This window comes from Streptomyces caniscabiei (assembly GCF_014930365.1).
Classification (GTDB): Bacteria; Actinomycetota; Actinomycetes; order Streptomycetales; family Streptomycetaceae; genus Streptomyces; species Streptomyces caniscabiei.
On the sequence record NZ_JABXWI010000017.1, the window covers coordinates 100,167 to 119,522 of the forward strand.

Here is a 19,356-nt window from a genome sequence, read left to right on the forward strand (position 1 = left end):
GGTCCCCTCGCCGGTTCACGACGACTCGCCGGCTCTACGGCCCTCCTCCGAACGGCTCTCCGCCGCGCGCCCCTCCTGCCGTTTCTCCTGGAGCTTGCGCAGCAGCTCCCGCTTCTGGGCCTGGGGGTCGAGGCCCCCGCCGACGCGGCCGCTCGCGGGGCCGCCGCGCAGGGCCTTGCGGCCGAGGTTCCGGCGGGCGCCGCCCACTCCCAGCATGTTTCCTGCTCCACCTCGGGTCATGACACTCTCCCCATCTCGACCACGCGAGACGGTTCGTCTCGCCTAGGTTCACCACCATGAGGCGAGACGTACCGTCTTGTCAACCTGATAAATTCGGGGCATGGCCAAAAAGACCGCCCCTGATTCCGCCCGGCGCAGCGAGAAGTCGCGTCGCGCCATCTACGACGCCGCCCTCGCCCTCATCGGCGAGGTCGGGTACCAGAAGACGACGATCGAGGGCATCGCCGCCCGCGCGGGCGTCGGCAAGCAGACGATCTACCGGTGGTGGTCCTCGAAGGCGGAGGTGCTGCTGGAGGCGTTCATCGATCTCAGCGCCCAGGCGGCGGACGCCGCGGCCCGGCCCGAGGTGATCGGGGAGAGGGCCGAGTACGAGATCCCGGACACCGGGGATCTGGAGGCCGACCTCAAGGCGGTCCTGCGCGCGACCGTCGACGAACTCCTCGACCCCAAGTTCGAGGTCCCGTCCCGCGCCCTTGCCGCCGAGGGAGTGATCAACCGCGAGCTGGGCGTCGAGTTCGTCGGCAAACTGCTCGAACCCCAGCTCCAGTTGTACGTGAAGCGGCTGCGCGCGGCCCAGGAACAGGGTGCCGTACGCCCCGACATCGACCCGCGCATCGCCCTGGAACTCTTCGTCTCCCCGCTCGCCCAGCGCTGGCTCCAGTACACGGGCCCCATCTCGTACGAGTACACGGACGCCCTCGTCGAATACGCCCTGCACGGCCTCGCGCCCCGCTGACCTGGCCGACCCGCCGGAGTGTGACCAAGGCGACCCGGCGTCGATCAAGCGGGGCCGGGGCGTGGGCGGTAAATCACCTCAAAGAGCGGGATAGCGCACCATCCCTGTCCGCGCTCCGGCATCGCCCCACCTACCCCGAACGGGGGCTCAGGCCACCCGCCGCGCAGAGTGGTGGGACCATGGGGACATGCTGTCCGCACCACAGCGAGGCGAGGCGATAGATGAGCGCGACGTTCGGCGGCCGGAGCGGTCGGCAGGGCAGGTTCTCCGAGTGGCTGCGTGCCCGTCGTCCGGGCCGCCCGCTCGATCCGGCCGCCGACGACACCGGGCGTGAGGAGCTGCTGCTCGCCTCGGCCGCCGCCGGACTGCCGCTCGCGCCCGCCGCGTACCCCTCGGGCTTCCGGTGTTCGTGCGACCGCGTCGGCTGTCCCACCCCCGCCCGGCACCCGGTGTCGTTCGCCTGGCAGACGCAGTCCACCACCGACCGCGGCCAGATCGAGCGCTGGGCCCGGCACCAGCCGGAGGCCAACTTCATCACCGCGACCGGCATGGTCCACGACGTGCTGGACGTCCCGATCGCCGCCGGACGCGAGGCCCTGGAGCGGCTGCTCGCCGCCGGGATCGAGGTCGGCCCCGTCGCGGAGTTCGAGTCGGAGTCCGACCAGGGACGGCTCCTCTTCTTCACCCTCACCCGGGGCACCCCCGAGGACGAGGACGAGTGGTGGCCCTGCGAGCTGGACTGCCACCCCGAGACCATGGACGAGCACCCCGGACTGCGCTGGCACTGCCGGGGGTCCTACGTCCTCGTTCCGCCGGCCCGGCTCCCCGGTGACCTCGGCGTCCACTGGGTGCGCGGCCCCGAGCACCCGCTGCCGGACCCGCTGACCCTGCTGGAGATCCTCACCGACGCCTGCTCGCGCCATGTGGGGGAGCAGCCGGACCACGCGAACGCGGCCTGGCCCTCCCGGGGCTGACACCACCCGGCGGCCGCCCGGCGGGTCGGCCCCTACTCGCCCTTGGCGCCCGTCAGCCCGCCCACCTGGCTCACGACCCGCACCTGCTGGTCGGACCGCGTCTTCGCCGGGTCGAGGACGGCCTGGTTGTTCACGAACTCCAGGGTCAGCGACTGCTTCGGCTCACCCGTCATCAGGGCGCGCACGGCCGCGTCGTTGACGGGGATGCTCACCCCCTGCGCGGCGGTCTGCTTCTGGTAGTGGCGGGTGGTGAAGAAGACCAGCGCCCCGCCGTCCGTGGTGCGCAGACCGACCGGCGCGTAGTCGCCGTTGGTGAGGGCCTCGTCGATGTACTGCCGCGCCAGGCCCGGCTTCTCCGCGTTGCGCTGGCGCCGCGCACGCTCCTCGGAGGTGTACGGGCCGTCCGCGAAGAGCGCGCTGTCCTCCCTCAGGTACGTCACGTACCGGTCGGGCAACTGCGCGGGCTCCACGGAGAGTTCGGCGTCGTCGGGCCGCACCGCCTGGGCGTGACCGTCCGCGTCCTTCTTGAACTCGGGCATGTCGGCGGCGGGCACGATGGTGAGGAAGGAGACCTCCCACAGATCCGTCAGCCCGTCCCGGGTGAACACGAACAGCCAACGGGCCGTCTTGTCGCCCTTGTTGGCGGTGGCGTCGGCGACGAACCAGCGCGGCCAGCCCGCCTTCTCCGGGATCGTGTACGTGATGTCGGCCAGTTCGAGCGGCACATGGTTCGGATTGCCGCCCGGGTTGATCTTCGCGCCCGAGCGGAGCTTGCCGCCGTCGATGTCCGCGAGCGCGCCGGTGACCCGGGCGGCGTCCTGGGACTGGTCGTTGGCCTTGTCCGCCTTGTTGTACGCGGTGGTGAAGTCCCGCAGCGCGCGTTCCGCCTCCGCCTGGGTCGCCGTGGGGAGGACCTCCAGATCGCCCCGCACCACGACGCACCCGCTCGCCGTCAACGACAGCGTGGTCACCGCCGTGGTCACCAGCGCGGCACGGCCGTACGCGCGCAGCCCGCCCCGGCGACGCATCCCGAGGAACCTCCCGCCCGTACGAACCGGACGAACCTCACGAAGCCTCAGTGGGCTCCGAATCCCGCGCACCCTGCTCATCAGGAATCTTCACCTTCCCCTTCCCGGAGGCGAACCCTACCGGGGCGAGGAACAGCGCGAGCGTCGGGATCAGATAGAGGAGCCAGACCGTGACTTGCAGGTCCGTGGGGTCGGGCTGGAAGTTGAACACACCCTTCAGGAGCGTTCCGTACCAGCTGTCCGGCGGGATCGTCCCGGAGATGTCGAACGCCTTGTCCGTCAGACCGGGCACGAAGTCGGCCTCCTGGAGGTCGTGGAAGCCGTACGCGAGGACACCGGCCGCGACCACGACCAGCATGCCGCCGGTCCAGGTGAAGAACTTCGCGAGGTTGATGCGCAGCGCGCCCCGGTAGAACAGCCAGCCGAGCACCACCGCCGTCGCCAGGCCCAGCAGAACGCCGATCAGCGGGCCCTCGGTGCCGTCGCTCGACGCCCGCACCGACGTCCACACGAACAACGAGGTCTCCAGGCCCTCCCGGCCCACCGCCAGGAACGCGGTCGCCACCAGCGCGCCCGTGCCCATCCGCAGGGCCGCGTCCAGCTTGCCGTGCAGGTCGGCCCTGAGATGACGGGCGGTGCGCCGCATCCAGAAGACCATCCAGGTCACCAGGCCCACCGCGATGATCGACAGAGAGCCGCCGAGCGCCTCCTGCGCCTGGAACGTCAGCTCCTGGGAGCCGAATTCGAGGACGCAGCCGAAGGCGAGGGCCAGCCCGACGGCGACCCCGATCCCGATCCAGATGGGCTTCAGCGCGTCCCGTCGGTCCGTCTTCACCAGATAGGCGATGAGGATGCAGACGACGAGACTGGCCTCCAGGCCCTCCCGCAGACCGATCAGATAGTTCGCGAACACGGCCTAGGCCTCCTTCGAGAACAGCGCCCGGCCCCACCAGTCGTCCGAGTCCCGGACGCCCGGCGGCACCGCGAAGATCGCCGAACCCACGTGCTGGATGTACTCGTTGAGCGCGTCCGTGGCCAGATTGCGCTGCACCGGGATGAACCCCCGGCGCACATCACGCTGGTACGCGAGGAAGAACAGGCCCGCGTCCAGCCGGCCGAGGCCGTCCGTGCCGTCGGTGAAGGAGTAGCCGCGCCGCAGCAGTGTCGCCCCGCCGTTGGAGTCGGGGTGCGCGAGCCGGACGTGCGCGTCGGGCAGCATCGCCTTCAGGAACGGCTCGTCCCGCTCCTTCGCCTTGCCGACCGGCGCGCCCTCGCCCTTGTCGCGGCCGAAGATGTCCTCCTGCTCCTTCAGGGAGGTCCGGTCCCAGGGTTCGATGTGCATCCGGATGCGCCGGGCGACGAGGTACGAACCGCCGGTCATCCAGGCGGAGTCCGTGTCGACGTCCTTCTCGTCCACCCACACGAACTTCTTCAGCCGGTCCGTCTCGGTGCCCGCGATGTTGCGGGTGCCGTCCTTGAACCCCATGAGGTTGCGCGGGGTCTGCGCCTCGGGCGTCGTCGAGGAGGTCTTGCCGAACCCGAGCTGCGACCAGCGCACCGACACCTTGCCGAAGCCGATGCGGGCGAGGTTGCGGACGGCGTGCACCGCCACCTGCGGATCGTCCGCACAGGCCTGGACGCAGAGGTCCCCGCCGCTGCGAGCCCTGTCGAGGTTGTCGCCGGCGAACTGCGGCAGGTCCACCAGGGCCTCGGGGCGCCGCCCCGCGAGGTCGAACTTCTCGAACAGCGACGGCCCGAACCCGATCGTCAGCGTCAGCCGGGACGGCTTCAGCCCCAGCGCCTCGCCGGTGTCGTCCGGCGGGGCCTCCGGCAGGCCGCCGTACGCGCCGTCGCCGACCGCCTTCCCGGCCGTCATCCGGCGCGCGGCGGCCGTCCAGTCCTTGAGCATCGCCACGAACGCGTCGCGGTCGTCCGTCTCCACGTCGAACGCGGCGAAGTGCAGCCGGTCCTGCACGGGCGTGGCGATCCCGGCCTGGTGCGCGCCGTGGAAGGCGACGGCCGCCCCGGCCGTGGGGGCCGTGTCGTCGCCGGTGCGCGCCACGGCGACCGCGCCGCCGGCCGCGGCGGCACCGAGCGCGAGCCCGGCACCGCCCCAGCCGATCAGCGCGCGCCGGCTGGGCGCCTGGGCGTTGCTGTCCGATTCCGTCGCTTCCGTCATCAGTCGACTCCCGTATCGAACCGGTTACTTGACGACCGCCGCGGCGAGCTGCGACAGCGGCTCGGCGAGCGCGTTGACCGCGTCCGACAGTTCCTTGCGCTCGGCCTTGCCGACCTTGTCGTAGGAGACGAAGTCGTACCCGGTCTTGTCGGCGCGGTACTTGTCGAGGAGCGTGTTCAGCGCCGCGAACTGCTTGTCGAGTTCCTTCGTCAGCTCCGGGTCGTTCTCGGCGGCGACGGACTTCAGCAGCTCGTACGACTCCTCGGCGCCCTCGACGTTGGCCTTGAAGTCGACGAGGTCGGTGTGCGAGTAGCGCTCCTCCTCGCCGGTGACCTTGCCGGTGGCTACCTCGTCGAGGAGCTCCTTGGCGCCGTTGGCCATGGAGGTCGGGGTGATCTCCGCCTTGCCGACCCGCTTGCGCCAGTCCTCCAGGTCGGTCACCAGCTGGTCGGCCAGCTCGGAGTCGCGGTCGGTGAGCTTGCCGTCCTGCCACAGCGAGCGCTCCAGACGGTGCCAGCCCGTCCAGTCCTTCTCCGGGTCCTGGCCCTCCTCCAGACCGTCCTCGCGCACATCCACCTTCGGGTCGATGTCACCGAAGGACTCGGCGACCGGCTCGGTGCGCTCCCAGCCGATGCGGGAGGGCGCGTACGCCTTCTTCGCGGCCTCGACGTCCCCGTCCTTGACGGCCTCGGCGAACACCTTCACCAGCGGAATGGTCTCGTCGGCCTGCGCCTGCGCGTACTTGCGGTACGAGGCGACCGCCTTGTCGAGCCGGGGGTCGCGCTCGGCGATCTTCCCGCTGCCGGTGGCCGTCACGGCCTGCCGTATGCCGTCGCCCTTCATGCCGGGCTTGCAGGCGATCTGGTACTCGCCCTCCTTCACCTCGGCGGTGACCTTCTGCTTGGTGCCGGGGCCGATGTTCTCGCGCTCCGTCACCACCCGGTCGTCCGGGAACAGGACGTAGACCTCGGTGACCTTGGAGCCCTTGTTCTCGATGGCCAGCTCGACATGACCCGCCGGGAACTCCTTCTTCGACACCTCGCACGAGGTGTCGGTCGCGGTCACCGCGATGACCCCGTCCGCGCCCGCGCTGCTCTTCTCGGTGCAGCCGGTGACGGCGGTCAGGGCCGCCACGGTCGTGGCGGCGGTGACGACGGAGAGTCTGAAGGGGCGACTGAGGGGGCGCATTTCGGCTCCAAGGGAGTACACAGGGGACACACAGAGAAGGTGAGGTCGCCACAAGTTATCTGAGGCTTACCTCACCAAACGCCGTACCCCCAGTGAATCCCGCTCTCCGGAGCCGTACGAGCACAGCCCGATCACGGTGGCTCAAAACAGCCCTCATCATCCGGTCAAGAGCCGGTCAAGAGAGCCATTCCGTGGTCAAGAACCCCGTTTCGGTGTGATCAGGACATCGCCCGTCCGCGGATGCGGGAACACCTCCACGGGCTGCCGGTACACCTCCGACAGCAGCCCCTCCTCGAAGACCCCGGCCGGCGGTCCGTCCGCCGCGATCCGCCCGTCGCGCAGCACGGCCACCCGGTCCGCGTACGCCGCCGCGAGCCCGAGATCGTGCAGGACGACGACCACCGCGTCCCCGGCCCGCGCCCGCTCCCGGCACACCCGCAGCACCAGCTCCTGATGCCTGAGGTCCAGCGCGGCCGTCGGCTCGTCCAGCATCAGCAGCGGCGCCCGCTGCGCGAGCACCCGCGCCAACGCCACCCGGGCGCGCTCGCCGCCGCTCAGCGCGGAGAACGGCCGCGCCGCGAATCCGCTGACCTCGGTCAGGGCCATCGCCTCCGCCACGGCCACGTCGTCGGAGTCCTCCTCACCCTCCCCGCCCGGCTGCCGCGCCCAGGGCGCCCGCCCCATCCGTACGACCTCCTCCACGGTGAAGGGGAACGAAAGCATCGCGGCCTGCGGCAACACGGCCCGCCGCAGCGCCAGTTCGGGCGCCGACCAGTCACCCACCGGGCGCCCGTGCACCCGTACGACCCCACCGGTCACCGGCAGGTCGGCCGCCAGCGCGCCCAGCAGCGTCGACTTGCCCGCGCCGTTGGGCCCGACCAGCGCGAGCACCTCACCCGCGCGGGCCGCGACCGACACACCGTGCAGGACCTCGCGCGCACCGAGGCGGACGGTGACGCCGTCGGCCTCGGCGAGGACCTCACCGGGGCCGGACGGAGGCGGGGGAGTGGGCGCCCCCGAACGCAGCCGCCCCAGAAGCAGCGCACGCAGCGACGCCGTGCCCGATGTGACCCTCATGCCCAGCCTCCCTGCTTGCGACGGGTCCTGCGGAGCAGCCAGAAGAAGAACGGGCTGCCGATCAGCGCGGTGAGGACACCCAGCGGCAGCTCGGCCGGCTCGACGATCGTGCGGGCCGCGAGGTCCGCCGCCAGCAGCACGACCGCCCCGGCGAGCGCGCTGCCCGGGATCAGGAACCGGTGCCCCGGCCCGGCCGCCATCCGCAGCAGATGCGGGACCACGAGCCCCACGAACCCGATGACGCCCGACACGCTCACAGCGGCGGCGGTCAGCAGCGCGACGACCAGGATCAGCACGACCCGCAGCCGCTCCACGTCCACCCCGAGATGCCGCGCCGGCCGCTCACCCAGCGCGAGCAGGTCCAACCGGCGCGCGTAGAACGGCGCCACGGCCAGCCCGATCACCGCGCACGGCAGCACGGCCAGCACCTTCGGCCACGTCGACTGCGCGAGCGAGCCCAGCTGCCAGAACGTGATCTGGTTGACGGCCGCCGTGTCCTCCGCGAGGAAGATGAACAGCCCGATCGTGGCGCCCGCGAAGGCGTTCACCGCGATACCGGTCAGGATCAGCGTCACGACCTCGGTCCGGCCGCCCGACCGCGACATCGCGTACACCACGAACACGGTGATCAGCCCGGCGACGAACGCGAGGACCGACACCGTCCAGGTGCCGAGGAACGTGATCCCGAACGCGATCGCCGCGACCGCGCCCACCGCCGCGCCCAGCGAGACCCCGATGACACTCGGCTCCGCCAGCGGGTTGCCGAAGACGCCCTGCATCAGCGCCCCCGCGCACCCGAGCGACGCGCCGATCAGCAACGCCAGCACGATCCTCGGGAACCGCACGTTCCACAGGACCGACTCGGGGACGCGCGCCAGCTCCGCCCCGCCGAGCCCGAGCCGGTGGGCGACCGAGGAGACCACGTCACCGGTGGGGATCGGATAGGCCCCGAGCCCGCCGGCCACCGGGATCAGCACGAACAGCGCGACGACGAGGCCGACGGTGAGGAGCAGCGGGGCACGCCGGCGCCCGGCACCGGAGGTCCGCTCCTTCTCGGGGCGGCCCGTCACACCCCCGCCCGCCCCGCCGGTCCCGCCCGCCCCGTCGGAGCCGTCGGCCCTCTCCGGCTCGACCGGCTTGTCCAGTACGGTCACTTGGTCCTCTCAGGGGTGGGGGGGACGGCCCTGCCCGGTCGATCCCCGGCACTGCGGTGACCTGGTACGACCCGGGGCCTGGTTGATGTTTCAATGCGGGGGTGACCGACTTCGATGTGCTGCGGGTGTTCTGCGGACCCCGCGGCGGATACGGCAACGAACTGGGCGTCGTCCGCGAGGGCTCCGTCATGCCCGACGCTGCCGAGCGCCAGGAGTTCGCCGCCAAACTCGGCTTCAGCGAGACCGTGTTCGTGGACGACCCCGAGCGCGGTGTCATCGACATCTACACCCCTTCGCAGCGCCTGCCCTTCGCCGGATACCCGTGTGTGGGCGCGGCCTGGCTGCTCGACGTACCCGAACTGGTCACCCAGGCCGGTGTGGTCGGGGCCCGGCTGGACGGGGAGTTCAGCTGGATCGAGGCCCTGCCGGAGTGGGCCCCGCCCCGCACCTTCCGCCAGTACGCCTCCGCTGCCGAGATCGACGACCTGCGCGTTCCGCCGCCCGGCGAGTGGATCTACGCCTGGGCGTGGGAGGACGAGGCCGCCGGCCGTATCCGCGCCCGCGCCTTCCCCGGCCGCGGCGACGGCATCGAGGAGGACGAGGCCACCGGCGCCGCGGCCCTCCAGCTCACCGCCCAACTGGGCCGAGCCCTGAACATCACCCAGGGCACCGGCTCCCAACTCCTGACAGCCCCCCAGCCGCACGGCTGGGTGGAGGTCGGGGGCAGGGTCTTCCTGGAGCGCTAGGGCGCCTTTGGCGACAGGGGGTCGCATCTAAGGGGCGCGGGGAACTGCGCGCCCAGCCCCCACCCGCCCGCACCGAACCCACAACCCCTGCGTCCCCAAACCCCGCCGGCCAAGCGAGCGCAGCGCCTACGCACTCAACGGAAACTCGTCCCCCAAAGCAAGAAAGACCGCGGTGTTGAGCGCGAACGCCCGCTTGCACTCGCTCACGATCCGCTGCTTCTCCAGATCGTCGGCCCGCACCCGGTCCAGCAGCTCCCGGTAACCCCGCTTGAACGCGGCCGGGTTGGTGATCTCCTCGAAGACGTAGAACCGCACGCCGTCGCCCTTCTTGGCGAAGCCCCACGTCTTCTCGGCCCGGTCCCGGATGATCTGTCCGCCGGAGAGGTCACCGAGGTAGCGCGTGTAGTGGTGGGCCACATACCCGCCGGCCCAGGTGCGCGCGCACTCCGCGACCCGCGCCGCGTACTCCTCGGTCGCCGGCAGGGCCGTGAGCGTCGCCCGCCAGCCGGGGCCGCGCAGATGCTCCAGGTCCCGCTCCAGCGCGCCGAGCCGCATCAGCTCGGGCTGGACGAACGGGCCCGCGACCGGGTCGTCGGCCAGCGCCGGAGCGGCGCTCTCCAGTGCCTCGTACACGAACCACAGCTGCTCGGTGTACCGCGTGTAGGCCTCGACGCCGAGCTTGCCGCCCAGCATGTCGCCCATGAACGTCGTGGTCTCCGCCTCCGTGTGCTGTTCGTGCGAGGCGGTGCGGATGAGCGTGGAGAACGCCGTGTCCGAGGTGACCGACGCGTTCATGGAGGCCTCCGGTGCCGAGGGGTGGACGAGAACCTGCCGTCATTTTCTATGGTTAGGCTTACCTAAGTCAACAGGTTCCCGACTCCCTGTCGGTAAAACGGTACCCCGGATCCCCACCGCCCCCACATCGAATCCACGCACGAAAGAACCCGCCGCCGACCAGAGGCCGACGGCGGGTTCTCTCCTGATTCCAGGCTGAGGCGGAGCTATGGCAGCGTGAGGATCTCCGCGCCGGTCTCCGTGACCACCAGGGTGTGCTCGAACTGCGCGGTCCGCTTGCGGTCCTTCGTCACGACCGTCCAGCCGTCGTCCCACATGTCGTAGTCGTACGACCCGAGCGTGAGCATCGGCTCGATCGTGAAGGTCATCCCGGTCTGGATGGTGGTGGTGGCGTGCGGGGAGTCGTAGTGCGGGACGATCAGCCCGGAGTGGAACGAGGAGTTGATGCCGTGCCCGGTGAAGTCGCGCACGACCCCGTACCCGAACCGCTTCGCGTACGACTCGATGACGCGCCCGATGATGTTGATCTGCCGCCCCGGCCTGACCGCCTTGATGGCCCGGGCGAGCGACTCACGGGTCCGCTCGACGAGCAGTCTCGACTCCTCGTCGACCTCTCCCACCAGGTAGGTGGCGTTGTTGTCGCCGTGGACGCCGCCGATGTACGCCGTCACGTCCAGGTTGACGATGTCGCCGTCGTTCAGCACGGTCGAGTCGGGGATGCCGTGGCAGATGACCTCGTTGACCGAGGTGCACAGCGACTTGGGGAAGCCGCGGTAGCCGAGCGTCGAGGGGTAGGCCCCGTGGTCGCACATGTACTCGTGCGCGACCCGGTCCAGCTCGTCCGTGGTCACGCCGGGGGCGATGTGCTTGGCGGCCTCGGCCATCGCGCGGGCCGCGATCCGGCCGGCGATCCGCATCGCCTCGATGGTCTCCGGGGTCTGCACCTCCGGCCCGGTGTACGGAGTCGGGGCGGGCTTGCCCACGTACTCGGGACGGCGGATGTTCCCCGGAACGGGGCGGGCGGGGGAGAGCTTCCCCGGTGCGAGCAGCGACTGGCCAGACATGCCAGCGAGTTTAACCAGCGGTGGTGGGGGACCATGTCGGTGACGACTGGCGAAGGGAACTCAGGTCATGCCCCTGTTCAAACGGCGTACGGCCGGCAAGCCCGGTGAATGGTTCTACTGCCTGGAGCACAAGAAGGTCGAAGAGGGGCCCGACTGCCCCGGCAAGGACCGCATGGGCCCCTACGCCTCCCGCCAGGAAGCCGCCCGGGCCATGGAGACGGCCCAGGAACGCAACGCGGACTGGGAGACGGACCCCCGGTGGCACGACACCCGATCCGGGGAGCCCGGCGCCTGACCCGCCGAACGCCTCCCCACCACTGCGCGGGAGTCGAGGGGCGGCCGTCGTACGGAGCCCGCTGCCACGCGGGAGCGTCGAGGCCGCCCCGACGGGGAATCGCGCAGGTCGTCGTCGAGGGCAGCGTCCTCCAGCTCCGCGACCCCGACCTGCTCCTCCACTCCGGGCCCGCCGACCCCGGCTTCCGCGCCCTGATGACCGTCCGCGCCGGCACCGACCACGGCGTCACCTGGCGCCCCGTCCACACCGTCGACGGGCTGCCCGCCGCGTACTGCGACCTCGCCCGCGCGTCGACCGGGACACCGTCGGACTGCTCTACGGGACCGGCGACTTCGGCGCGTACGAGACGATCACGTTCCGCCGGATCCCCGTGACCGCGCTCACCTGACCGTCTCCGGCCCCGGGCCCGCACGTAAAGTCGGCCCATGACCTCTACTGACAGTGCACACCAGTCCGCCGCGCAGGCTCCCGCGAAGGCCCCCGCCAAGGACCCCTGGGACCTGCCGGACGTCTCGGGGCTCGTCGTCGGCGTGCTCGGCGGCACCGGTCCGCAGGGCAAGGGCCTCGCCTACCGGCTCGCCAAGGCGGGCCAGAAGGTGATCATCGGGTCGCGGGCGGCCGACCGCGCACAGGGCGTCGCCCAGGACCTCGGACACGGCGTCGAGGGCGCCGACAACGCCGAGACCGCCCGCCGCAGCGACATCGTGATCGTCGCCGTGCCGTGGGACGGGCACGGCGAGACCCTCACGTCACTGCGCGAGGAACTGGCCGGCAAGCTCGTCGTCGACTGCGTGAACCCCCTCGGCTTCGACAAGAAGGGCGCCTACGCGCTGAAGCCGGAGGAGGGCAGCGCCGCCGAGCAGGCCGCCGCCCTGCTGCCCGACTCGCGGGTCGCCGCCGCCTTCCACCACCTCTCCGCCGTCCTCCTGGAGGACCCGGAGATCGAGGAGATCGACACCGATGTGATGGTCCTCGGCGAGGAGCGGGCCGACGTCGAGATCGTGCAGGCGCTGGCCGGCCGCATCCCCGGCATGCGCGGCATCTTCGCCGGCCGCCTGCGCAACGCCCACCAGGTCGAGTCCCTGGTCGCCAACCTGATCTCCGTGAACCGCCGCTACAAGGCCCACGCGGGCGTCCGCCTGACCGACGTGTAGCCGACGGGCGGCCCGATGCGCGGGCACTAGGCACGAGAGCCCCCGGGCATGGGGGACACTGGAGGCCGTACCGCCTCGTCCGACCGGACCGCCCTGTCAGGAGCCGACCCCCATGCCCCGCCTCGCCGTGTACGCCCTCGTCGTCTGTCTCCTCGCCGTCACCGCGGCCGTGGTCTCCTTCAGCCGGGGCAGCTGGCTGGGTGTCGTGTGGGTGCTGATGGCCGGCCTGTCGTCCAACATGACCTGGTACTACGTGCGCAAGGCCAAGCTGGAGCGCTCCGTCGGCTGATCACGCGGCCGTCACATCCCCGTGAGGCAGATGTCGCTGTCCTCGCGCCAGAAGCGGTAGAGCCAGTAGCCGCAGTCGGACAGCTGGTCCTCGATCCCGAGGCCTCGCATGAACGCGTCGATCACGTCCCAGAACACGCCGTTCACCGCGGGGATCCACAGCACAGCGAAGACCAGCAGCAGCCCGAAGGGTGCCAGCGGCTCCACCTGGCGACGGATCTTGTACGACAGCCAGGGCTCTATGACGCCGTACCCGTCCAGGCCGGGCACCGGGAGGAAGTTCAGGATCGCCGCAGTGACCTGGAGCATCGCCAGGAAGGCGAGGGCGAAGAGGAAGGCGGCCGGGACCCCGTCGGTGACGCCCAGCCAGAAGGGCGCGGTGCAGACGGCCGCGAACAGCACGTTCGTCAGCGGGCCCGCCGCCGAGATCAGGCTGTGCCTCCAGCGGCCCTGGATCCGCCCCCGCTCGATGAACACCGCACCACCGGGCAGCCCGATCCCACCCATGATCACGAAGACGACGGGCAGCACGATGCTGAGCAGGGCATGGGTGTAGGCGAGAGGGTTGAGGGTGAGATAGCCCTTGGCGCCGATGGAGATGTCACCGCTGTGCAGGGCCGTACGGGCGTGGGCGTACTCGTGCAGACAGAGGGAGACCACCCAGGCCGAGGTGACGAAAAGGAAGACAGCGAGGCCGGGCTGCTCGGCGAACCCGGTCCACGTGGCCCATCCCGTGACCGCCATGACGGCCACGATCCCCACGAACACGGGGCTGATCCTCCGGTCGCTCCGGCGGGACGCGGCGGTGGTCATGGAACTCCTAGCTGGGTCGATGCGACGCGATCACTCGTATGGACGCCCCGACGGTACCGGGACACGGCGAAAACGTCTCGCGATCGCCTCGGAGTTCCTAGCAAGGTGGGGGGATACGCCGGACACCCGAACCCCGACCCGGTTCTCGATCCCGACAGAGACAATGGACCTCGTGCGCTACCGCATCCTCGGCACCACCCAGGCCCTGCAGTCCGACGGCACCCCCGTCCCCGTCGGGGGCGCGCGGCTGCGTGCTCTGCTGACCGTGCTCGCGCTACGGCCGGGACGTACGGTGCCCGCGGCCCTCCTCGTCGACGAGGTGTGGTCCGACGATCCGCCCGCCGACGCGCCCGGCGCGCTGCAGGCGCTGGTCGGCCGGCTGCGCAGGGCGCTCGGCCCGGACGCGGTCGCCTCGGTGAACGGCGGCTACCGGCTCACGGCCACCCGCGACGACGTCGACCTGCACCGCTTCGACCGCCTCGCGGACGAGGGCGCCCGCGCGCTCGCCGACGGTGACCCGGCCAAGGCCGCCGACGTCCTCGACGACGCGCTCGCCCTCTGGCAGGGCCCGCCCCTCGCCGACCTCCCCGACCGCGCCGCCGAGGCCGCCCGCTGGGAGACCCGTCGCCTCGACGCGCACCGCACCCGCCTCACCGCCGCCCTCGCCCTCGGCCGCCCCGACACCGCGCTGCCCGACCTCACCGCCCTCTGCGACACCCACCCCCTCGACGAACCCCTCCAGGCCCTCCGCCTGCGCGCCCTCCGCGACACCGGCCGCACGGCGGAGGCCCTGGCCGCCTACGAGCGGATACGCCGCCTCCTGGCGGACCGCCTGGGCACGAGCCCGGGCCCGGTGCTCAGCAGACTGCACACAGAACTCCTGCGGTCGGACGAACCCGCGCCCCGTCAGGGGCGCGGGGAACCGCGCGACCAGCCCCCACCGGACGGACGCCCGGGGGTCGAAGGGGCGCAGCCCCTGGAGGAAGGGACGGGTAGGGGCGGCGGGGGCGAAAAACCCCACCGGCACCCCCACCCCACCCGCCCCCCGGGCAACCTCCGCGCCCGCCTCACCTCCTTCGTGGGCCGCGACACCGACCTGGACACGATCCGCGACGACCTCACCACCACCCGCCTCGTGACCCTCCTCGGCCCCGGCGGCGCGGGCAAGACCCGCCTCTCCCAGGAGGCCGGCGACGCGGTGGCCGCAGCCATGCCGGACGGAGTCTGGCTCGCCGAACTCGCCCCCGTGGACGACCCCGCGAACGTCCCGGAGGCCGTCCTCACCGCCCTCGGCGCCCGCAAGACCGTGCTGAGGGGCGCCGGCGCCGAGGAGATGCGCGTCGGGGCGGACCGCCACGACGACGCCATGGTCCGCCTCGCCGAGCACTGCGCCGGCCGCCGCATGCTGCTGATCCTCGACAACTGCGAACACGTCGTGGACGCCGCCGCCCACCTCGTCGACCACCTCCTCCGGCACTGCCCGGGGCTGACCGTCCTGGCCACCAGCCGTGAACCCCTCGGCGTACCAGGGGAGTTGCTGCGCCCGGTGGAACCGCTGACGGAACCCCACGCGCTGCGCCTGCTCGCCGACCGGGGAGCGGCCGCCCGGCCCGGCTTCACCGTCGAAGCCGACCCGGAGGCCGCCGCCGAGATCTGCCGCCGCCTCGACGGACTGCCGCTCGCGATCGAGCTGGCGGCGGCCCGCCTGCGGATGCTGACGCCCCGCCAGATCGCCGACCGTCTCGACGACCGTTTCCGGCTGCTCACCTCCGGCAGCCGTACGGTGCTGCCCCGCCAGCAGACCCTGCGCGCGGTCGTCGACTGGTCCTGGGAACTCCTCGACGAGGACGAACGGGACGTCCTACGGCGGCTGTCGGTGTTCGCCGGCGGCTGCGACCTGGCCGCCGCCGAGGCGGTCTGCGGCCCCGCCGCGCTGGAGGCGCTCGGCTCCCTCGTCGACAAGTCCCTGGTCGTGGCTGCCCCCGCGACCGGGACGGACGCCGACGGCCCGGGCACCGGCGGCTCCGCCGGCGCGGAGATGCGCTACCGGCTCCTGGAGACCGTCGTGGAGTACGCCGGGGAGCGCCTGGACGAGACGGGCACCCGCCCCGCCGCCGAACGCGCGCACCTCACGTACTACCGCGAACTCGTCCGTGTCACCGACCCGTTGCTGCGCGGCTCCGGCCAGCGCGCCGCGATCGAGCTGCTGGAGCTGGAGTACGAGAACATCCGCACCGCGCTCAGACGCGCCGTCGCCGAGCGGGACGAGCAGGAGGCGCTCTGTCTGACCCTGTCGCTGTGCTGGTACTGGCAGATGCGCGACCTGAAGGCCGAGGCCCGCCACTGGTCCGCCCAGGTCAAGGACCTCGGCCCGGATCCCTTCACCGCCCCCGCGCGCCCCGTGCCGGACGTGCCCGGACGCGCCGTCGACCGGCCGCCGCCCATGGGCCCGGACGTCCTCGACGAGGCCCGGCGGGGCGCGCATCTCGTCCATCTGGCCTGTATGGACATGGAGTTGCCCGCCTGGGAGACGCCCGCCGGCCAGGAGCGGCTGCGGGTCATCAGCGAGACGTACCGGCCGGGCCAGCCGCAGACCTGCCGCTTCCCCGGCTTCATGTGGTTCTACGCCGTCCTGCTGACCGGCGACATGGACCGGCTGCGCGCCATCCTGGACGCCAACATCCGCACCTGCCGCGAGCTCGGCTACACCTGGGAGTTGGCGCAGACCCTGCAGATGAGGGCCAACATCCTCGCCAACCGCAGCGACTGGGCGGGCGACGCCACCGTCGACGCCGACGAGTCGCTGGAGATCTTCGACCGGCTCGGGGACGCCTGGGGCGCCGCCGAGGCGCTCTCGGCACGAGGCGAAGCCAGGGAGCGCCAGGGTGAGTTCGCGTCCGCCGCGGCGGACTACGAGCGGGCCATCGAGTACGCCGAACGGCTCGGCACCAACGCCCAGTTGGGCATCCTCGGCGTCCGTCTCGGCAGTGTGCTCGTGGAGGGCGGCGAGAGCGAGCGGGGCGAGAAGCTGCTGTTCGACGTGCTGGACGCCGGGCGTCACGCCGCCCGTGAGGCGGTGCCCGCGGCCCGTCTCTTCCTCGCGATCCACCTCGGCCGCACCGGACGGCAGTCCGAGGCCCGTCGTCAGATCGCCCTGTTGCGCGAGAACTTCGAAGCCGCCGACTTCGTGCTCTTCGCGGGCTACTTCCTCGGTGTGGAGGGCTGGCTGGAGGGGGCGTTCGGACGCCACGAGGAGGCGCTGCGGCTGATCCGCAAGGCGCTGGAGCGGAGCCTGGACAAGCTGGCCCTGGTGGTCACGCCTCATATGCCCTCCCTCCACTTCGTCGTCGCCGCCCCGTCCGTCGCGGGGGTCGACGGCGGGGCCCGCGCCCTCGACGCGGCCCGCCTGCTCGGCGCCGCCGACGCGCATCTGCCGCCGGGCCACGTCTCCGGCCCGTGGGAGGTCGAGGGCCGCGTCCGGGCCGAGCGCGAGGTCCGGGCCCTGCTGGACGACGCGTCCTACGAGCGGGCATACGCCGAGGGCGGCGCCCTCTCCCGTGAGGAGGCCGCCGCCCTCGTCTGAGGTCAGTTCTTCGTCTTGAACTTGTGGATCGCGATGGGCGCCATGACCGCCGTCAGGGCCACCGACCAGCCGAGGGTGACGAGCAGGTCGTGGGCGACGGGCCCACCCGTCATCAGGCCGCGCGCGGCGTCCGCGAGGGACGACAGCGGGTTGTAGTCCGTGAAGGTCTGCAGCCAGCCCGGCATGGACTGGGTCGGCGCGAAGATCGACGAGCCGAACTGGAGCGGGAACAGCACCAGGAAGCCCATGGCCTGCACGGACTGCGCGTTCTTCATGGTCACGCCCAGCACCAGGAAGATCCACATCAGGGACGAGCCGAAGACGACGGCCAGACCGACCGCGCCCAGCAGCCCCGGCCAGCTGGTGATGTCGAAGCCGATGAGGACACCGACGGTCAGCAGGATGGTCGTGGCGACCAGCATCCGCAGCAGTTCGACGGAGATCTTCGCGAGCAGCACCGAGGACCGGCCGATCGGCAGGGACCGGAAGCGGTCCATGACGCCCTTCTGGAAGTCCTCGTTGAAGCCCGTGCCGACGCCCATCGCGATGTTCATGCCCATCATCGCCATCAGGCCCGGCACCACGTACTGCACATACTGCTCCTGGCCGCCGCCGAGCGCCTGCCCGATGGAGCCGCCGAAGACGTACACGAAGAGCAGGGTGAACACGATCGGCATCAGCACGGCGTCGAACATCGACTCCGGGTCCTGCCGGATCCACAGCAGATTGCGCCGGACGAGCGCCCCGGTGTGCCGGGCGTGGGCCCGCAGCCCGATCCGGCCGTCGGCCTCGCCCACGGTGGGCAGGGTGTTCAAAGGGGCGGCGCGTAGCGCCTCGTTCAGGGTGGCGGTGGGTGACGGGTGGGAGCTCATACGGCGACCTCCTCGTAGGCGGGGGACGGGGCGGCGTCCTGCGGGGCACTGGCCTTGTGGCCGGTGAGCGACAGGAACACCTCGTCCAGGCTGGGCAGTTCGGTGCTGATGGAGGCGATGGTGACGCCGTGCGCGGTGATCGCGCCGACGACGGCGGTCAGCTGCTCGTCGCTGAGGATCGGCACGAGGAGGGTGCCGGTCTCGGTGTCCACGGTGGTGGTGGCGAGCCCGGTGATCCCCAGGCCGTCCAGATCCGCGGCCAGCGGGCGCAGCCGCACCGGATCGGCCGTCCGGACCCGGAGCGTACGCCCGCCGACCTGCGCCTTCAGTTCCTCGATCCGGCCGCCCGCGATGACCTTCCCCCGGTCGATCACGGTCAGCTCGGAGGCCAGCTGCTCGGCCTCCTCCATGTACTGGGTGGTCAGCAGCACGGTCACGCCGTCACCGACCATCCGCTTCACCTCGGCCCACACCTCGTTGCGGGTGTGCGGGTCCAGGCCGGTCGTCGGTTCGTCCAGATAGAGCACGGCCGGGCTGCCGATCATGGACGCGGCCAGGTCGAGTCGCCGCCGCATACCGCCGGAGTACGTCCCCGCCGGGCGCCCGGCGGCCTCGGTCAGCGAGAACCGCTCCAGCAGGCCGGTCGCGCGGCTCCTCGCCTCCTTCCGGGGCAGGTCGAGCAGCCGGCCGATCATGTAGAGGTTCTCGAAGCCGGACAGCTTCTCGTCCACGGAGGCGTACTGGCCGGTCAGGCCGATCACCCGGCGCAGCTGGCGCGGCTGCCGTACGACGTCGTACCCGGCCACGGTCGCCCGGCCCGCGTCCGGTGTGATCAGTGTGGACAGGCACCGTACGAGGGTGGTCTTGCCCGCCCCGTTGGGGCCGAGCACGCCCATTACGGTGCCTTCTCGCACGTCGAGGTCGACACCGTCCAGCGCCCTGGTCTCCCCGTAGTGCTTGACCAGCCCCCGCACGGCGACAGCGCCTTTCGCGCCGCTGGCGTTCTTGTCGATTCGTGTCATGCGGACGACGGTCCCAGCGCCCACCGACAAACCACCGACAGGCCACCGACAGGGCCGATGGCCGACCGACGGCGCCTGAGAGCTCGGGGGTGCCTGTCTCGTGGGCGGGTGCGGGTGGGTGGGGCTTCTCGCGCAGTTCCCCGCGCCC

The 19,356-nt window shown here is 71.7% G+C and carries 19 protein-coding genes and 1 pseudogene; 8 read left to right on the forward strand and 12 right to left on the reverse strand.

Features of this window, described 5'->3' with window-relative positions; genetic code table 11:
* Positions 1-15 precede the first annotated feature (15 nt).
* On the reverse strand, positions 16-216 hold the full coding sequence (locus HW837_RS37545) for a DUF6243 family protein (protein WP_237270554.1): 201 nt from the start codon (positions 214-216) through the stop codon (positions 16-18).
* A gap of 124 nt (positions 217-340) precedes the next feature.
* Between HW837_RS37545 and HW837_RS37550 the strand changes: the two genes are divergently transcribed.
* Together HW837_RS37550 and HW837_RS37555 are read left to right on the forward strand one after the other, a co-directional pair.
* On the forward strand, positions 341-976 hold the full coding sequence (locus HW837_RS37550) for a TetR/AcrR family transcriptional regulator (protein WP_045562817.1): 636 nt from the start codon (positions 341-343) through the stop codon (positions 974-976).
* A 221-nt stretch (positions 977-1,197) separates the two neighbouring features.
* Positions 1,198-1,950, forward strand: coding sequence for a bifunctional DNA primase/polymerase (locus tag HW837_RS37555; RefSeq protein ID WP_193381686.1), 753 nt, complete (start codon positions 1,198-1,200; stop codon positions 1,948-1,950).
* A gap of 32 nt (positions 1,951-1,982) precedes the next feature.
* Here the strand turns inward: HW837_RS37555 and HW837_RS37560 are convergent, their stop codons facing one another.
* The 6 genes from HW837_RS37560 to HW837_RS37585 all read right to left on the reverse strand — a co-directional run bounded on the left by HW837_RS37560 (position 1,983) and on the right by HW837_RS37585 (position 8,435).
* Positions 1,983-3,059, reverse strand: coding sequence for an SCO2278 family lipoprotein (locus HW837_RS37560; RefSeq protein WP_193381687.1), 1,077 nt, complete (start codon positions 3,057-3,059; stop codon positions 1,983-1,985).
* Entirely contained in the window at positions 3,016-3,891 is an 876-nt protein-coding gene (gene efeU / locus HW837_RS37565) for an iron uptake transporter permease EfeU (protein WP_045562820.1), read from the reverse strand. The genes HW837_RS37560 and efeU overlap by 44 nt, the downstream gene beginning before the upstream one ends.
* 3 nt (positions 3,892-3,894) lie before the next feature.
* A complete protein-coding gene (gene efeB / locus HW837_RS37570; RefSeq protein WP_193381688.1) occupies positions 3,895-5,157 on the reverse strand; it encodes an iron uptake transporter deferrochelatase/peroxidase subunit in 1,263 nt (420 codons plus the stop codon).
* A gap of 24 nt (positions 5,158-5,181) precedes the next feature.
* Positions 5,182-6,345 (reverse strand): iron uptake system protein EfeO, encoded by a 1,164-nt coding sequence (gene efeO, locus HW837_RS37575; protein WP_045562822.1) that lies wholly within the window; start codon positions 6,343-6,345, stop codon positions 5,182-5,184.
* Positions 6,346-6,540: 195 nt separating this feature from the next.
* Positions 6,541-7,422, reverse strand: a complete 882-nt coding sequence (locus HW837_RS37580; protein ID WP_193381689.1) for a heme ABC transporter ATP-binding protein — start codon at positions 7,420-7,422, stop codon at positions 6,541-6,543.
* Entirely contained in the window at positions 7,419-8,435 is a 1,017-nt protein-coding gene (locus HW837_RS37585) for a FecCD family ABC transporter permease (protein ID WP_234442826.1), read from the reverse strand. Before HW837_RS37585 ends, HW837_RS37580 begins: the two co-directional genes overlap by 4 nt.
* A 242-nt stretch (positions 8,436-8,677) precedes the next feature.
* Here HW837_RS37585 and HW837_RS37590 point away from each other — a divergent pair, with 242 nt between their 5' ends.
* Complete coding sequence (locus HW837_RS37590; protein ID WP_045562823.1) at positions 8,678-9,322, forward strand: PhzF family phenazine biosynthesis protein; 645 nt, start codon at positions 8,678-8,680, stop codon at positions 9,320-9,322.
* Between the two features lie 126 nt (positions 9,323-9,448).
* Here the strand turns inward: HW837_RS37590 and HW837_RS37595 are convergent, their stop codons facing one another.
* Both HW837_RS37595 and map read right to left on the reverse strand, forming a co-directional pair.
* Positions 9,449-10,117, reverse strand: a complete 669-nt coding sequence (locus tag HW837_RS37595; protein ID WP_045562824.1) for a biliverdin-producing heme oxygenase — start codon at positions 10,115-10,117, stop codon at positions 9,449-9,451.
* A gap of 206 nt (positions 10,118-10,323) precedes the next feature.
* Complete coding sequence (gene map, locus HW837_RS37600) at positions 10,324-11,181, reverse strand: type I methionyl aminopeptidase (RefSeq protein WP_045562825.1); 858 nt, start codon at positions 11,179-11,181, stop codon at positions 10,324-10,326.
* A 67-nt stretch (positions 11,182-11,248) separates the two neighbouring features.
* On the opposite strand from map, the gene HW837_RS37605 reads away from it, so the two are divergent.
* The 4 genes and pseudogenes from HW837_RS37605 to HW837_RS37620 all read left to right on the forward strand — a co-directional run bounded on the left by HW837_RS37605 (position 11,249) and on the right by HW837_RS37620 (position 12,919).
* Complete coding sequence (locus tag HW837_RS37605; protein ID WP_045562826.1) at positions 11,249-11,476, forward strand: hypothetical protein; 228 nt, start codon at positions 11,249-11,251, stop codon at positions 11,474-11,476.
* Between the two features lie 110 nt (positions 11,477-11,586).
* Positions 11,587-11,864: pseudogene (locus tag HW837_RS37610) on the forward strand (sialidase family protein); the annotation flags it as partial.
* Between the two features lie 37 nt (positions 11,865-11,901).
* Positions 11,902-12,630 (forward strand): NADPH-dependent F420 reductase, encoded by a 729-nt coding sequence (gene npdG, locus HW837_RS37615; RefSeq protein WP_045562827.1) that lies wholly within the window; start codon positions 11,902-11,904, stop codon positions 12,628-12,630.
* A 112-nt stretch (positions 12,631-12,742) separates the two neighbouring features.
* Entirely contained in the window at positions 12,743-12,919 is a 177-nt protein-coding gene (locus HW837_RS37620) for a hypothetical protein (RefSeq protein ID WP_177262136.1), read from the forward strand.
* Between the two features lie 11 nt (positions 12,920-12,930).
* On the opposite strand, the gene HW837_RS37625 is transcribed toward HW837_RS37620, so the two are convergent.
* Positions 12,931-13,731, reverse strand: a complete 801-nt coding sequence (locus HW837_RS37625) for a site-2 protease family protein (RefSeq protein ID WP_093792282.1) — start codon at positions 13,729-13,731, stop codon at positions 12,931-12,933.
* Between the two features lie 163 nt (positions 13,732-13,894).
* On the opposite strand from HW837_RS37625, the gene HW837_RS37630 reads away from it, so the two are divergent.
* Positions 13,895-17,314, forward strand: a complete 3,420-nt coding sequence (locus HW837_RS37630) for an AfsR/SARP family transcriptional regulator (RefSeq protein ID WP_045562829.1) — start codon at positions 13,895-13,897, stop codon at positions 17,312-17,314.
* Positions 17,315-17,316: 2 nt separating this feature from the next.
* Here HW837_RS37630 and HW837_RS37635 read toward each other — a convergent pair whose 3' ends face one another.
* On the reverse strand, positions 17,317-18,186 hold the full coding sequence (locus HW837_RS37635; RefSeq protein WP_045562830.1) for an ABC transporter permease: 870 nt from the start codon (positions 18,184-18,186) through the stop codon (positions 17,317-17,319).
* Positions 18,183-19,208, reverse strand: a complete 1,026-nt coding sequence (locus HW837_RS37640) for an ATP-binding cassette domain-containing protein (RefSeq protein WP_196789806.1) — start codon at positions 19,206-19,208, stop codon at positions 18,183-18,185. Before HW837_RS37640 ends, HW837_RS37635 begins: the two co-directional genes overlap by 4 nt.
* Between the last annotated feature and the right edge of the window lie 148 nt (positions 19,209-19,356).

Excerpts from the sequence above, each read along its gene's own strand:
- HW837_RS37545 (WP_237270554.1), bottom strand. The coding sequence starts at position 216 with ATGCTGGGAGTGGGCGGCGCCCGCCGGAACCTCGGCCGCAAGGCCCTG.
- HW837_RS37550 (WP_045562817.1), top strand. The coding sequence starts at position 341 with ATGGCCAAAAAGACCGCCCCTGATTCCGCCCGGCGCAGCGAGAAGTCG.
- HW837_RS37555 (WP_193381686.1), top strand. The coding sequence starts at position 1,198 with ATGAGCGCGACGTTCGGCGGCCGGAGCGGTCGGCAGGGCAGGTTCTCC.
- HW837_RS37560 (WP_193381687.1), bottom strand. The coding sequence starts at position 3,059 with ATGAGCAGGGTGCGCGGGATTCGGAGCCCACTGAGGCTTCGTGAGGTT.
- efeB (WP_193381688.1), bottom strand. The coding sequence starts at position 5,157 with ATGACGGAAGCGACGGAATCGGACAGCAACGCCCAGGCGCCCAGCCGG.
- efeO (WP_045562822.1), bottom strand. The coding sequence starts at position 6,345 with ATGCGCCCCCTCAGTCGCCCCTTCAGACTCTCCGTCGTCACCGCCGCC.
- HW837_RS37580 (WP_193381689.1), bottom strand. The coding sequence starts at position 7,422 with ATGAGGGTCACATCGGGCACGGCGTCGCTGCGTGCGCTGCTTCTGGGG.
- HW837_RS37595 (WP_045562824.1), bottom strand. The coding sequence starts at position 10,117 with ATGAACGCGTCGGTCACCTCGGACACGGCGTTCTCCACGCTCATCCGC.
- map (WP_045562825.1), bottom strand. The coding sequence starts at position 11,181 with ATGTCTGGCCAGTCGCTGCTCGCACCGGGGAAGCTCTCCCCCGCCCGC.
- HW837_RS37605 (WP_045562826.1), top strand. The coding sequence starts at position 11,249 with ATGCCCCTGTTCAAACGGCGTACGGCCGGCAAGCCCGGTGAATGGTTC.
- npdG (WP_045562827.1), top strand. The coding sequence starts at position 11,902 with ATGACCTCTACTGACAGTGCACACCAGTCCGCCGCGCAGGCTCCCGCG.
- HW837_RS37620 (WP_177262136.1), top strand. The coding sequence starts at position 12,743 with ATGCCCCGCCTCGCCGTGTACGCCCTCGTCGTCTGTCTCCTCGCCGTC.
- HW837_RS37625 (WP_093792282.1), bottom strand. The coding sequence starts at position 13,731 with ATGACCACCGCCGCGTCCCGCCGGAGCGACCGGAGGATCAGCCCCGTG.
- HW837_RS37630 (WP_045562829.1), top strand. The coding sequence starts at position 13,895 with ATGGACCTCGTGCGCTACCGCATCCTCGGCACCACCCAGGCCCTGCAG.
- HW837_RS37635 (WP_045562830.1), bottom strand. The coding sequence starts at position 18,186 with ATGAGCTCCCACCCGTCACCCACCGCCACCCTGAACGAGGCGCTACGC.
- HW837_RS37640 (WP_196789806.1), bottom strand. The coding sequence starts at position 19,208 with ATGACACGAATCGACAAGAACGCCAGCGGCGCGAAAGGCGCTGTCGCC.